Source organism: Corynebacterium sp. HMSC056F09, assembly GCF_001815785.1.
In the GTDB taxonomy this organism is placed as follows: Bacteria; Actinomycetota; Actinomycetes; order Mycobacteriales; family Mycobacteriaceae; genus Corynebacterium; species Corynebacterium hiratae.
In genome coordinates, this window is sequence record NZ_KV821913.1 from 1 (window position 1) to 11,876 (window position 11,876).

Here is an 11,876-nt window from a genome sequence, read left to right on the forward strand (position 1 = left end):
AAATATCGGCCTCCGAGAAATCCACGATGATTTTGTCCACCGGCAGGGTGTAATCGAAGGCGTAGACCAAGTCGTTCGAAGAGGCGAAGAAGAGCTGGCCGCGCACGGTGTAGACGTTGCCCTCCAGCTCCACCGACACCAGGTGCGCCACGCGGCGTGCAAAGGCTATCGAGGCGGTCAGGACGCCGAGGATCACACCGACCGCCAGGTTATTTGTCACCAGGGTGCCAATCACCGTCACGAGCATGACGAGGGTTTCGCTCAACGGCATGCGGTGAATCGTGCGCACCGAGTGCCAATCCACGGTGTGGAAAGACACCATGAACATGACCGCCACGAGCGCGGCCATGGGGATTTTTCCTACGGTATCGCCCAACACGAGGATGAGGATGAGGAGGAAGACGCCGGCGAGGAACGTCGACAAGCGCGTGCGCGCCTGGGATTCCTTGACGTTAATCATGGTCTGGCCGATCATTGCGCACACGCCCATGCCGCCGATGGCCGCGGCGAGCATGTTGCCGATGCCCTGGCCCACGGATTCGCGCGTCTTATCGGAGTGGGTATCCGTGAGGTCGTCGACAAGCTTGGCGGTCAGCAGGGATTCCATAAGGCCGACGAGTGCAACGCCCAATGCATAGGGAAGGCAGAGGAGAATAGTCTCCTTCGTCCAAGGTAAGTCCGGAATAACAAAACCGGGCAGGGAGGTCGGCAGCTCGCCTTGGTCCGCGACGTTGGGAACCTGCCAGCCGAAAATCACAGTGAGTGCGCTAACCACGATAATCGCGACGAGCGGGGCGGGGATCACCGTGGTAATCCGCGGCCACACCACCATGATGACGAGGCCTAGCGCGACAAGGGGGTAGACCAGCCACGGCACCTGCCACAGGTGGCTCAGCTGCGCCGTGAACATGAGGATGCCCAGGGCGTTGACAAACCCCAGCATGACGCTGCGGGGGATGAAACGCATGAGCTTGGCGACGCCCAGCACTGCCATCACTACTTGGAGAATTCCCGCCATCCAGATGGTCAGCAGCACGTACTGCAGGCCATGCTCGTGGGCAAGTGGTGCGATCACCACGGCGACCGAGCCCGCCGCAGCAGAAACCATGGCCGGGCGCCCGCCGGTGATGGCGATAGACATCGCCATGATGACGGAGGCGAAGAGCCCCACCTTGGGGTCGAGTCCGGCGAGGATGGAGAAACTTAAAACTTCCGGGATGAGGGCGAGCGCAACAGCAAGCCCGCCAAACACCTCCTTGCGGAAGCGGGCGGGCGAGCTAAAGGCCGCGCGGAAAGACCCGGCTGCGTGCTCCGACACTAGTGGCCGTCTTTGAAAGAGCCGTCGCGGGTGATGACTGGCAGGACGGACCATGCGAAGTTGATCCACTGATCGGTCTTCTTCCACGAGAAGTCCGGCTCAAAGATGGTGGTCGGCTTCGTGTAGATCACCGCGGACTTGACCTCGGACGCGGTCTGCTCGAGCAGGTTGACCACGAGGTCGAGGGTCTTGCCGGAATCCGCCACGTCATCAACGACGAGGACCTTCTTGCCCTTGAGCGAATCAGTGTCCAGCTGCGGGTTAAGGAGAATCGGCTCCGGGAGGGTCTCACCGATATCGGTGTAGAACTCCACGTTGATAGCACCCATCTCCTTGACCCCGATGGCGTAGCCAATAGCGCCGGCTGGGATCAATCCACCGCGGGCCACGCCCACGATAAGGTCGGGGAACCAACCCGAATCCACGATTTCTTGGGACAGGGAGCGACTGGCCTCACCGAAGACCTCCCACGTCAGGTTCTCGCGTTCCGGGTTCCACCACTCCGGGGTGCTCATCGTCTAGGTCTCCTTCGCCAGATTGTGCATTTCCCTCAGTCTAATCATCAACCTCAGCGAAACGGTACCTCTCCTACCGTTCGGCGCAATTTGCGGGTGCGCAGCCGCTCCGGATTTTCCGCCAAAGCCTCCACCGCGCGCACCGCGCACATCACGTGTGCCTCCTTCGAATTGGAATAAAAGGCCTGCGCTTGGGCGGGAAGCTTGGGCACGGCATGCAGAGGGAGATCGGAGACCGACAGCAGCGTGCCATAAGGGATGCGGTAGCGGTAGCCGTTGGCGGCGAGGGTGCAGGATTCCATATCTACTGCCACCGCGGTGGAGTGGCGCAGCCACTCCCACAGATCACGGGAGGTGCGCCATTCCCAGTTGCGATCATCGGTGGAGAGCACCGTGCCGGTGCGCATGAGCGAATTGTCTTTTCCATAGACCTCGTCGACGGCGGCCTCCAGCATGCGCTGGATCTCCGGGATGGCGGGAATCGGGTTGCTGGTGGTGACGGTGCCGTCGAGGATGTGGTCTTCGCGCTGATAAGCATTGCCCAGGATGAGGTCACCGATGCGCATGCGGCCATCAAGCCCTGCGCAGTGGCCGATCATGATCCAGGCCTCCGGGCGCAGGACTGCCAAGCAGTCCGTGATGGTTTTGGCATTGGAGGGGCCGACACCGATGTTGATCATCGTGATGCCATCGCCGCCGGCGGTGATGAGATCAAAACGTGGCATCTGGTAGCGGGAGGTGAGGGTGAGCTCGTCGACGTCGAGAAGCACCGCGTCATTGGGGTGGATGGTCTCCCCCGTGGGCAGCACGAGCGCGGTGTAGCGGGAGTCTTCCCGCGCCAATTCGCGCAGCCCGAACTTGACGAACTCGGTGGTGTGCATGGCGTAGTTGGTGAACAGGATGTACTTCTGCACGGTGTCCACCTCGATGCCGGTGTAGTGCTCGATGCGGGCGCAGGCAATGTCGAAGCGCTGCGCACCAAAATGGAACAGTGGTTTTTCCTTGCCGTGGAAAGCCTTCCAAGCGCCGTCCACGATTCCGTCATGCACCGCATCGAGGGTGGGCCGGGGGATGTCGCCACGGTCCTGGGGAATCTGTGTAATCCCCCGAATATATTCCGGCGGGATGCGCTCATCCGATTGACCGACGTAGAGATCGCACAGGTAGTTGTTGGTGAGCCGCGTGAGCTGCTCTGTCAGGTAATCACGAATCAGCCATGGTTTGGATATCACCGCCGAGTAGCGGCCCTCTTGGTCCACGTAACCGAAGGGCTCGGAGCGGTCGATGGGCGTCCACTGGCGTACATGCACGGTGATCTTTGGGTACACCACGTGGCGGTAGGCATCGTGGTCCCCTGAGGCCAATGCTTCACGTGCCAGCGCACAGGAACTGTCATAGAGCTCGCAGAGACGAGCAACCGCTTCGTTGACGGAGTGGACATGCTGCAGGTCGGTCATGCCCGCGAGTGTATCCATGAAAGAAGCCCGCCGCGGTGAAGCGGCGGGCCCTATCCCCATGACTAATCCGGTAACGCGTACGGTGTGGAGCTCACCGCCGTTCCGTATTAGGCAAGCCTTAGCTTAGTACGAAAGTTGGATAGGGGTCAAGAGTAAACTGAAATTTCATGACCCCACTCCCCCTCGGTGCCCGCAGACGCCCACGCGGCGTCTACGAAGACGACTGGTCCGCGCGCCCTACCGCCGAACGCCCCTGGCCGGTTGTCTTGATCCACGGAACCTGCGACAGCAAGGGGATATGGCAGGTTCTCGCAGACATGCTCCGCGCCGCTGGCTGGGCCACCTTCGCCCCTGACTACGGGACCCGCGCCACTGGCCCCCTGCAGGAATCCGCTCGGCAGCTCGACGCCTACATCAACGCCGTCCGCACCGTCACCGGCGCGGAGCAGGTGATTCTCGTGGGCCACTCCCAGGGTGGATTATTGGCTCGGTACTGGATGCGCATGCACGATAGCGCGGAGTTTGTACGGCACGTGGTGTGTATCAGCTCTCCCAATCACGGCACGACCCAGGGTGGAATCGCCAGCCCCCTCTTTCGCAGCGAGAGGCAGGAGGAGGTGGCGCGCTCGCTTATCGACGGCTGGTTTGGCCCCGCCGGCATGCAGCAGGTCACCGGCAGCGAGATTGTTGAGGCCACGAACCGCGGCAGCGAGGTCGAACCCGGGGTGAGCTATACGTGCATCGCCACGCGCGCCGACGCCATCGTGGTTCCACCAAACACCTGTTTCCTCAATGGCCCGAATGTCCACAACGTCTATATCCAGGACATCGAGCGCCTTGCGATTATTCGCCACGAGGATATGCCCATGGATAAACGGGTATGCCAGTTTGTCCTCGAGGAACTGGAGCGGCTCTAGAGCTCCAGCTCGTCGAGAACCGCATCGAAAGCCGGCCCCACCTGGGTCCGCCACAGTGTGTCCACGCGGTCATCCGCGCGCCCTGGCCCTCCATTGATGGTGGCCACGCGCTTGCCCTGTTTCTTTGCCTCCAGAACGAAGCGGAAGCCGCTCATCACCGCCAGCGACGAGCCGGCTACCAGCAGGGAGTCAGACGCGTTGACCATCGCGTAGGCGGCGTCCTTTTTAAAAGTCGGAACGGGCTCGCCGAAATAGACCACGTCTGGTTTGAGGCGCTGTGAGCCGCACCGCACGCAGCCGGGCATGACAAATTCTTCGACCGCTTCTTGGCTGAGGGCAACGTCGCCGTCAGGGTTAACGTCCTCTTTGTTGACTGCCCAGCGTTGCAGGTAAGTCGGGTTGGCTGTGGCGGCGCGGGCGTCGTAGTCCGCGCGTGGTTCTTCGTACCCGCAACTCAAGCACACCACGTGCTGCATGTCCCCGTGCAGGGCAATGAGGTTGCGCTGCCCGGCTTCCTCGTGCAGGCCGTCCACGTTCTGTGTGACGACACCCGTGAGGAGCCCGGCGCGCTCGAGTTCGACCAACGCGTAGTGCGTGCGGTTGGGGTGTGCAGCTTGCATGACCCGCCAGCCGACGAAAGCACGCGCCCAATAGCGGTGCGAGGCCTGCGGATCGTGCAGGAACTCCTGGTAGGTCATGGGGCGGTGCCGGCTGAGGGAACCGCGCGGGCCGCGGTAGTCGGGCACGCCCGATTCCGTGGATACGCCCGCGCCGGTGAGGACCATGACGTTGCCGCGGCGCAGTTGATCGGTGACGGCGTCCAGTGCTTGTTGTGGGGGAGTCGGCTCAGCGATCTCGGCGACGACCCGGGAGATGGAGCGCAACGCGGACTGGTGAGCGTGGGCAACGGCGGGATCCATGGTGCCCCAGCTTACGGGAGAGCCTCCTCGTAGAGATGATCTGAGTCGAGCTCGCCATGGCGCGAACAGCGCGCGTTCCAGCCATCCGGGCGCACCTGCACCACCATGCGGCGCCCACACAGCTGGCAATAGCGCGGGACGTCCAGGCCCGCCGCGGCCGCCGGGTGCAAGGTGAATTCCTCGCTTAGTGGTTTCCCCGTGTTGGGGTGGAACAGCGGCTCATCGCCGGCAAGGACGGCGGCGGCCAACTCCGTCGAGCTGTTCATCAGAGCGCCTTGATGGGCAGATCGATGCGGCCGAGCATGTCGACGTCCTTTTCAATCTGCTTGCCCAGAGTGGTCAGGTAGTTGCCGGCGATGATGGCGTTGATGCCGCCGAGCAGCCCCTTTTCGGTTCCGTCATCACCCAGGGAGAGCTCGCGGCCGCCCGCAAAACGGAGGGTTACAGACGGCATGGCCAGGCGGAATGCGGCCACTGCGCGCAGTGCCTCACCGAGCGGGACCAACGGGTAGTTCGCGAATGGTGTGCCCGGGCGCGGGTCGAGGAAGTTCATCGGCACCTCGCAGGGCTCGATCTGGGCCAGCTGGTAGGCGAACTCGGCGCGGTCTTCTAGTGATTCGCCCATTCCGATGATGCCGCCGGAGCAGATCTCCATGCCGACTGCACGGACGTTCTCGAGGGTCTCTTTGCGCTCCTCCCAGGTGTGGGTCGTGACGACGTTGGGGAAGAAGGACTTGGAGGTCTCCAGGTTGTGGTTGTAGCGCTGGGCGCCCATGTCCTTGAGGCGCTGGGCCTGCTCGCGGGTGAGGGTTCCCAGGGATAGGGAGATTTCGATATCAACTTCATCGAGGATGGCCGGGATGGCCTCGGCAACCTGGGACAGGAGGTTCTCGTCTGGGGCCTTAACGGCCGCCACAATGCAGAACTCCGTGGCGCCGGTCTTGGCGGTCTTCTTGGCGGCCTCCACCAGCTCCGGGATGTTGAGGCGCGCGGCACGCACGGGGGACTCGAAAAGGCCCGACTGCGAGCAGAAGTGGCAGTCCTCCGGGCAGCCGCCGGTCTTGATGGAGATGATGCCTTCCACGGAGACGTCCGGGCCGCACCACTTGAGGCGGGTTTGATGCGCGATGTCCGCAATCTCTTCCAGCTGCTCATCCGGGATCTGAAGGACCTGCAGCAGCTCTTCTTCGTTCAGGCCGATGCCCTGCTCCAGGGCCTTCTCGCGTGCGATATCTACGATGCTCATGCGGGAAACCTTACTTGAACACCGTTCAAGTTGTGGTAAATCCGCGTGTTTTGTTCGGTCCGGACTAACCTCTAGGCCATGGATTCCACGCTCTACGACGACACCCTCGCACTACTTCAGGAGCTTATTCGCAATGCCTGCGTTAACGATCTCACGCCGGATTCCGGCCACGAGGTCCGCAACGCCGACACCTTGGAGCGATTTTTTGCAGGCACCCCGGTGGAGATTCAACGCTATGAATCGCACCCAGGGCGCGTGACCATCGTGGTGACCGTTCCGGGTGACCCGGACAAGGAGCCGCTGACGCTCATGGGCCACACGGATGTCGTGCCCGTCGACGAGCCCAAGTGGACCAAGCCGCCCTTCGACGCCGTCATCGAAGATGGCAAGCTCTATGGCCGCGGCGCGGTAGACATGCTCTTTATTACGGCGACGATGGCGGCGGTAACGAGGGACGTCGCCAAGCGCGGCAACCCCGGCGGCACCCTGGCCTTTGTCGGCATGGCGGACGAGGAGGCCCGCGGCGGTTTGGGATCCATCTGGATGGATAAGCACCACCCGGAGGCCTACTCGGTGCGCAACTGCCTCTCGGAGACCGGCGGTAGCCACCTGCCCGGCGCGCTCGGCTTCAACGTCGGTGAGAAGGGCGCGGGCCAGCGCCGCCTGCACGTGCACGGCGATGCCGGCCATGGATCGACGCCCTTCGGCAAGGACTTCGCCATCGTCAAGATTGGTGAGGTCGCTCGGCGCATCGCTGCAGCTGAGCCGCCCGTGGCCACGGATGAGGTGTGGCAGGGATTCGTCAAGACCTTCCGCTTCGACCCCGCAACGGAGGCAGCGCTTCTCGACGGCTCCGCTACCGCCGCCGACTACGAAAAGTTCGGTAATTTGTCTGCCTACGCCCACGCCTTCTCGCACACGACGATTGCCCAAACCGTCCTGCGCGCTGGTGGTGCCATCAACGTGCTGCCCTCCCACGCCTATCTAGAGATGGACATCCGCCCCTTCCCCGGCCAGACCCAGGAGGAGCTTGATGATTTCCTACGCGAAGCACTCGGCGATATGGCCGCGGAGGTAGAGATCGAGCACCTTATTACCGAGGACGCCACGCAATCCTCCACCGATACTGAGCTGTGGCGCTGCATCGAGGAGACCGCCCACGAATTTTTTCCGGATAAGGAAGTACTGCCGGTGCTGGCGACGGGTGGTTCCGACCTACGCGTGGCGCGCCGCCACGGCGGCAACGCCTATGGTTTTGCGCTGCATGCCGAAGATCGGGACATGGCCAGCGCGAACTCGCAGCTGCACAGCCACGATGAGCACCTTTACCTGGAAGACTTGGAGCTGACCGTGAAGGCGTATTCTTCGCTGGTCGATCGTTTCCTGAGCCGCTAACGCAAACGTGTAAAAGCTGTGGCACAATGTGGCGCATGAGAAAAAAGCTTGTCCTGTGCTCCGTTGCTGCCGCCATCGGCCTGTCCGCTCCTACCGCCTCCGCCGACATGGTGGATGACTACCTGGCCAAGGTCCCGGCCGGCCAGATCTCCTGCGAGCAGGCCACCAAGTACTACACCAACCCGTCCGACTACAACAGCAAGAAGTCCCAGGCGCTCGCTGCCGCTAACTTCCACCCGCGCGGCGGCGAGATCCGCGACGCCGTCGCCCGCGCCGACGAGGCCATCGCTCGCTGCGGCCTGAACGGCGGCGGTGGCAACGCTGCTAACAATGGTGGTGCCCCAGCCAACAACACTGCCCCAGCTAACAACACCGCGCCTACCAACAACGGTGGTACCCCAGCCAATAACGGCAATAAGGCCCCGACAAACAACGCTTTTCCGACGATTCCGGTGACCTTCGGTAACTTCACCATTCACGTCCCGGATATCGTGGCGTACCTCAAGACCCTCGTCGAGGGCACCCCGCTGGCCCAGCTTTTGCCGTAGAAAACTAGCGGAAATACGTCCCCGCGTGCAGCGCGCAGCCGGTATTGAAGGCATGCCCGCACGCGGGGCATTTGTATGACGAATACTCAGCGTATGTCATCGTTCGGCCGCAGGCCCCGCACATGACGCAGAGCTCGTCCTTCGGCATGGGTCCAAAATCATGATCCGTTAACTCCGCGTGGCAGAGCGAACACGCGAACCAGCCGCCGCAGGTGTGGCACTTGTTCGCAACGACGTCGACAAGCGTGTGCCAGTGGCGGCACCGGCCCTCCGCGTCAATGGCTCCGTGGATCATGGCCACGACTCTAACAGCCGCGCCATCGCCCGGTAGGCCGGCGTGATGTCCATGCGCAGGCGGCTCTCCAGTAATTCCGCAGGGAAATCGGCGGGGAGAAGCTGTGCGGGGAAAGGCGGGGTACGGCGCAGCGCCGCGAAGGCGGCGGCGTGGCGGCGCGTAGTTTCGACGACGATGCCAACGTCATCGGTGGGCAAAGGGGGAACGTCGCCCAGCGCGCTAATACGGGCAGCACTGTCCTCAAGGTCCCACGCGGTGGCAATAACGTCGCGGGCAGTGTCCGCATCCACGGACCAGGTGCCGATAAAGGCTTTCTGCGCCCACTCCCCCGGCGCGTGGGCGCCCACCAGGACTCCGGGCCGCAGCTGCCGGAAACCGCTGGCATGGGCGGCGCGCAGGAAGGCATCTTTCTCCGCACGGCGATCCTCGCCGATATCGAAGATCACCGTGTGAAACGCCCCCTCCCACTGGAAGTCGCGCGGCGAACCTAGGTGACGAAACTCCGCAAGGTAGTCCCCCACCATGGAATACACGGAACAACGCCCCGCTCGGCGCGAGGATAGGTCGCCCGCGCGCACCATACGGGATAGATACGTGCGCGCACCGGCCGGCGACAGACCCAGCCCAGTGAGGATCGGTGTCAGCACAGGCCCGGGGAGCTCCTCGCGGCGGGCCAACCCACAGAGGTATCCAAAAGTTCCTGGTCCAACGTCAGCCATGCCCCAACCCTAGGGTTTTTATGTGTCAGAAACAAACCGATTCGTATGTTTTGTGGCACACTATGTGGCATGAGTCTCAATCCACGCCTGCTCAACTTCCTCATCCTCGGCGTCTTCGACGTCGGCCTGGCCATCCTGCTATTCCAGATCGTCGATTCCACAACCAACAACCACGTCTATGCCTACCTGGCCGCCAGCATCGGCCCCCTCGTCGGCGGCATCATCCAGCATGTGCGCCAGAAGTCTTTTTCTGGGATTTCTGCGTTGATCCTTGCCTTCAACGTTGCTGCGGCGTTGGCCACGCTGGTCGGTGGCACCGATGAGCGCCTCCTGCTAGTTAAAGGCAGCGTTGTTACCGGCATTATTGGCTTGCTCTTCCTCGGCAGCCTGGCCCTTGGAAAGCCCCTTGCCTTCTACTTTGGCCAGCGCTTTGGCACCGACGGCACAAAGGAAGGCGTCGCCTACTGGAACGGGTTGTGGAAATACCCGACCTTCCGCACCTCCCAGCGCTACATCACCATCGTGTGGGGCGTCGTGTTCCTGCTCGAAGCCATCATCCGCGTCGTCGCCGCCTATTCCCTCCCCTTCACCACCGCCTACTGGCTGTCGAATGCGTTGCCCTTCGTGGCCCTCGCTATCTGCCTAACGGCCACCTTCGCCATTGCTGCACGCGCCCGCAAGTCCGCGCCGACCCCGGCCTAGCGCGTGAGCCCCCACAGAATCTGCTCGTGCACGCGCGGGTCATGGGGCAGCTGCCCATGTTCGACCGGGGCCGATTCCACGTTGACCACATCCGCCCCCGGAACAGCGCTCAGCTCAGAGGTCTGATTCGGCGTCACAGTGCTATCCGCCGGCGAGTAGATGGAGGTATAGGTGAGGCCGGACGCGGTGTCCGGCAACTGGTTGAGATTCTCCATGAACTCCGAACCCTCCAACTGTTGAATGCCGGCGCTGGTACCCACGAATTTGACCACGCTGGGGGCAATTTTGGCTGCCGTGCTTAGCGACGTTGCTCTGCCACCCCACGTCGTCCCGTGAAAATTCGCGCCGATGGTGACCACGCGGTTCACTTCATCGGGCGAACCGTAGAGCTGGGTGAAGGTCTTGGTGTGCAGGCCGCCCTGGGAGAAGCCCACGAGGTTTACTTTGTGTGCTCCGGTGACCTCCCGGATGTGCTCTATCTGCCTGGCTATTTCGCGCCCAGAGGATTCTAGATCCGAAATCCCCTTCAGGTAGTCATAGGCGTTCTGGTAGGCCACGTCCTCGGCGCCATAATCGAAGGCCCAGACGCACATGCCCTGGTCCTTGAGTGTCGGGATGAGGTCGTTCCACTCAGCCGAGTTAGCCGAGGTTCCGTGCAGCAAAACGACCGGCTCGGTAACAGGACCCGTGGGCTGGCAGTCGGGATCGTTGATGCCGAGACCCTGCGCGGCGGAGGTCTCCATGGTTTGAGCATGGGCCGGAACGGGGGCCGCAGTGGCGAGGAGAATAGCGAGGAAGGCACGCTGCAGGAAGCCGTTTTTCATAAGGAGACAGCTTATCGCCGATCCCTGAGCATCTGCTGTACGGTTCCTGTATGCCTGCCGAACTACCAGGAGGAAAGGCTGCTCAAGCTGCTGGAGCGCTTGGATTCTTTCTTTTGGGTCTGGGCGTGTTTCTTTGCTTCCTCGAATGCTGCGGGCGAATCGAAGTCATCGTAGCTATCCATCAGCGTTCGCAGAGACTGCAGATTCGGATAGATTTCGCTGTGCCACATGTGACGGCGCGTGCCATCGGTGCACTCCTCGTTTTCTTCACCGCCGGTGTGCACCGCGAAGATCATGGTGTCCTGGTAGAGCGGCGCGCCGGAATCTCCGTTGCACGTGCGCGAAGCAAACATGGAGCGCGATTGGATGAGATTATCGAAATCGTAGCCTTGAATCTCCCCAGCGACCCCAGTCTCTTCGACGCGGACCACGGCCTCAGAGGCAAAATTGTGCATCCCTCCGTAGCCCACGAGGAAGAGCGAGTCATTGACGCGCAGCGGCCGCGAGGGCAACTCGAAGGCTTCCGCGTCCATGGGTTCCGCTTTCAGCAGGGCGACGTCCGACTTCTCTGCTACCGGGGTGGAGGCGAGCACCTTGGCGTTGTCACCATCCGCCTGCGTGAGACGCAGGTCGCGGCCCAAGCAGTGTGAAGCAGTAAGCCACCAATCATTGCCGATGTACCCCGCGGAGCACTCGCGTTTGCCGTTTCGCCACAGCGCCGCGACGCGGTCATCGCTGGCTGCAACCGTGCTCGTTGCCTGTAGAACCCCGGGGACGTTCGCAGAAGTGGGGGCGCCAAACAGGGAGGACGTCACTGTCACGATGATGGAGAGCAAGGAAGCGAGAATACCAGGGAACACAAGGCGTAACTCTATCAGTGAAATCGCATGCGTGCTCACCGCACACCACGGCATATCATTAGGACCTGTGATGAAGCGATTTCTCTCTCTTGCCGCTGCACTCTTCTTTCTCAGCGGCTGTTCCTCTCTCTGTTGCGACCGGCTATTTGGTAGCAGTGTC

The 11,876-nt window shown here is 62.2% G+C and carries 14 protein-coding genes; 4 read left to right on the forward strand and 10 right to left on the reverse strand.

Features of this window, described 5'->3' with window-relative positions; translation table 11 throughout:
- The 3 genes from HMPREF3056_RS03760 to amn form a co-directional block, all read right to left on the reverse strand.
- The coding region (locus HMPREF3056_RS03760) for a SulP family inorganic anion transporter (RefSeq protein WP_070754127.1) at positions 1-1,318 on the reverse strand (1,318 nt) is incomplete at its 3' end.
- Positions 1,318-1,833 (reverse strand): phosphoribosyltransferase, encoded by a 516-nt coding sequence (locus tag HMPREF3056_RS03765; protein WP_049156689.1) that lies wholly within the window; start codon positions 1,831-1,833, stop codon positions 1,318-1,320. The genes HMPREF3056_RS03765 and HMPREF3056_RS03760, both read right to left, overlap by 1 nt.
- A gap of 53 nt (positions 1,834-1,886) precedes the next feature.
- Positions 1,887-3,290, reverse strand: coding sequence for an AMP nucleosidase (amn, locus tag HMPREF3056_RS03770; protein ID WP_049156686.1), 1,404 nt, complete (start codon positions 3,288-3,290; stop codon positions 1,887-1,889).
- 167 nt (positions 3,291-3,457) lie between these two features.
- Here amn and HMPREF3056_RS03775 point away from each other — a divergent pair, with 167 nt between their 5' ends.
- Positions 3,458-4,207: an esterase/lipase family protein gene (locus HMPREF3056_RS03775; protein ID WP_049156683.1), complete on the forward strand. Its 750-nt coding sequence runs from the start codon at positions 3,458-3,460 to the stop codon at positions 4,205-4,207.
- On the opposite strand, the gene HMPREF3056_RS03780 is transcribed toward HMPREF3056_RS03775, so the two are convergent.
- Genes HMPREF3056_RS03780 through bioB form a run of 3 tightly spaced genes read right to left on the reverse strand, consistent with a single transcriptional unit; the run spans position 4,204 to position 6,373 of the window.
- Positions 4,204-5,127, reverse strand: coding sequence for a Sir2 family NAD-dependent protein deacetylase (locus HMPREF3056_RS03780; protein ID WP_049156682.1), 924 nt, complete (start codon positions 5,125-5,127; stop codon positions 4,204-4,206). The two genes, HMPREF3056_RS03775 and HMPREF3056_RS03780, sit on opposite strands and share 4 nt — an antisense overlap.
- Positions 5,128-5,138: 11 nt before the next feature.
- The gene (locus HMPREF3056_RS03785) at positions 5,139-5,393 is read right to left on the reverse strand and encodes a biotin synthase auxiliary protein BsaP (protein ID WP_046648628.1); all 255 of its coding nucleotides are present in this window, start codon (positions 5,391-5,393) and stop codon (positions 5,139-5,141) included.
- Entirely contained in the window at positions 5,393-6,373 is a 981-nt protein-coding gene (bioB, locus tag HMPREF3056_RS03790) for a biotin synthase BioB (protein ID WP_046648630.1), read from the reverse strand. Before bioB ends, HMPREF3056_RS03785 begins: the two co-directional genes overlap by 1 nt.
- Before the next feature lie 78 nt (positions 6,374-6,451).
- On the opposite strand from bioB, the gene HMPREF3056_RS03795 reads away from it, so the two are divergent.
- Entirely contained in the window at positions 6,452-7,768 is a 1,317-nt protein-coding gene (locus HMPREF3056_RS03795; RefSeq protein WP_070754128.1) for a M20/M25/M40 family metallo-hydrolase, read from the forward strand.
- A gap of 35 nt (positions 7,769-7,803) precedes the next feature.
- Complete coding sequence (locus HMPREF3056_RS03800) at positions 7,804-8,316, forward strand: hypothetical protein (RefSeq protein ID WP_239663634.1); 513 nt, start codon at positions 7,804-7,806, stop codon at positions 8,314-8,316.
- Positions 8,317-8,320: 4 nt separating this feature from the next.
- Here the strand turns inward: HMPREF3056_RS03800 and HMPREF3056_RS03805 are convergent, their stop codons facing one another.
- Together HMPREF3056_RS03805 and HMPREF3056_RS03810 are read right to left on the reverse strand one after the other, a co-directional pair.
- On the reverse strand, positions 8,321-8,611 hold the full coding sequence (locus HMPREF3056_RS03805) for a CHY zinc finger protein (protein WP_070681629.1): 291 nt from the start codon (positions 8,609-8,611) through the stop codon (positions 8,321-8,323).
- Positions 8,608-9,330, reverse strand: a complete 723-nt coding sequence (locus HMPREF3056_RS03810) for a PaaX protein (RefSeq protein ID WP_141759838.1) — start codon at positions 9,328-9,330, stop codon at positions 8,608-8,610. Before HMPREF3056_RS03810 ends, HMPREF3056_RS03805 begins: the two co-directional genes overlap by 4 nt.
- 69 nt (positions 9,331-9,399) lie before the next feature.
- On the opposite strand from HMPREF3056_RS03810, the gene HMPREF3056_RS03815 reads away from it, so the two are divergent.
- Positions 9,400-10,032: a VC0807 family protein gene (locus tag HMPREF3056_RS03815; RefSeq protein WP_070754130.1), complete on the forward strand. Its 633-nt coding sequence runs from the start codon at positions 9,400-9,402 to the stop codon at positions 10,030-10,032.
- Here the strand turns inward: HMPREF3056_RS03815 and HMPREF3056_RS03820 are convergent.
- Both HMPREF3056_RS03820 and HMPREF3056_RS03825 read right to left on the reverse strand, forming a co-directional pair.
- Positions 10,029-10,856, reverse strand: a complete 828-nt coding sequence (locus HMPREF3056_RS03820; protein ID WP_070681636.1) for a lipase family alpha/beta hydrolase — start codon at positions 10,854-10,856, stop codon at positions 10,029-10,031. The two genes, HMPREF3056_RS03815 and HMPREF3056_RS03820, sit on opposite strands and share 4 nt — an antisense overlap.
- A 62-nt stretch (positions 10,857-10,918) precedes the next feature.
- Positions 10,919-11,716: a trypsin-like serine protease gene (locus HMPREF3056_RS03825; protein WP_070546046.1), complete on the reverse strand. Its 798-nt coding sequence runs from the start codon at positions 11,714-11,716 to the stop codon at positions 10,919-10,921.
- Positions 11,717-11,876 lie beyond the last annotated feature (160 nt).

What these genes read in the sequence shown, in the direction of transcription:
- HMPREF3056_RS03800 (WP_239663634.1), top strand. Translation starts at nt 7,804, where the DNA reads ATGAGAAAAAAGCTTGTCCTGTGCTCCGTTGCTGCCGCCATCGGCCTG.
- HMPREF3056_RS03765 (WP_049156689.1), bottom strand. Translation starts at nt 1,833, where the DNA reads ATGAGCACCCCGGAGTGGTGGAACCCGGAACGCGAGAACCTGACGTGG.
- bioB (WP_046648630.1), bottom strand. Translation starts at nt 6,373, where the DNA reads ATGAGCATCGTAGATATCGCACGCGAGAAGGCCCTGGAGCAGGGCATC.
- HMPREF3056_RS03780 (WP_049156682.1), bottom strand. Translation starts at nt 5,127, where the DNA reads ATGGATCCCGCCGTTGCCCACGCTCACCAGTCCGCGTTGCGCTCCATC.
- HMPREF3056_RS03795 (WP_070754128.1), top strand. Translation starts at nt 6,452, where the DNA reads ATGGATTCCACGCTCTACGACGACACCCTCGCACTACTTCAGGAGCTT.
- HMPREF3056_RS03820 (WP_070681636.1), bottom strand. Translation starts at nt 10,856, where the DNA reads ATGAAAAACGGCTTCCTGCAGCGTGCCTTCCTCGCTATTCTCCTCGCC.
- HMPREF3056_RS03815 (WP_070754130.1), top strand. Translation starts at nt 9,400, where the DNA reads ATGAGTCTCAATCCACGCCTGCTCAACTTCCTCATCCTCGGCGTCTTC.
- amn (WP_049156686.1), bottom strand. Translation starts at nt 3,290, where the DNA reads ATGACCGACCTGCAGCATGTCCACTCCGTCAACGAAGCGGTTGCTCGT.
- HMPREF3056_RS03785 (WP_046648628.1), bottom strand. Translation starts at nt 5,393, where the DNA reads ATGAACAGCTCGACGGAGTTGGCCGCCGCCGTCCTTGCCGGCGATGAG.
- HMPREF3056_RS03775 (WP_049156683.1), top strand. Translation starts at nt 3,458, where the DNA reads ATGACCCCACTCCCCCTCGGTGCCCGCAGACGCCCACGCGGCGTCTAC.
- HMPREF3056_RS03805 (WP_070681629.1), bottom strand. Translation starts at nt 8,611, where the DNA reads ATGATCCACGGAGCCATTGACGCGGAGGGCCGGTGCCGCCACTGGCAC.
- HMPREF3056_RS03810 (WP_141759838.1), bottom strand. Translation starts at nt 9,330, where the DNA reads ATGGCTGACGTTGGACCAGGAACTTTTGGATACCTCTGTGGGTTGGCC.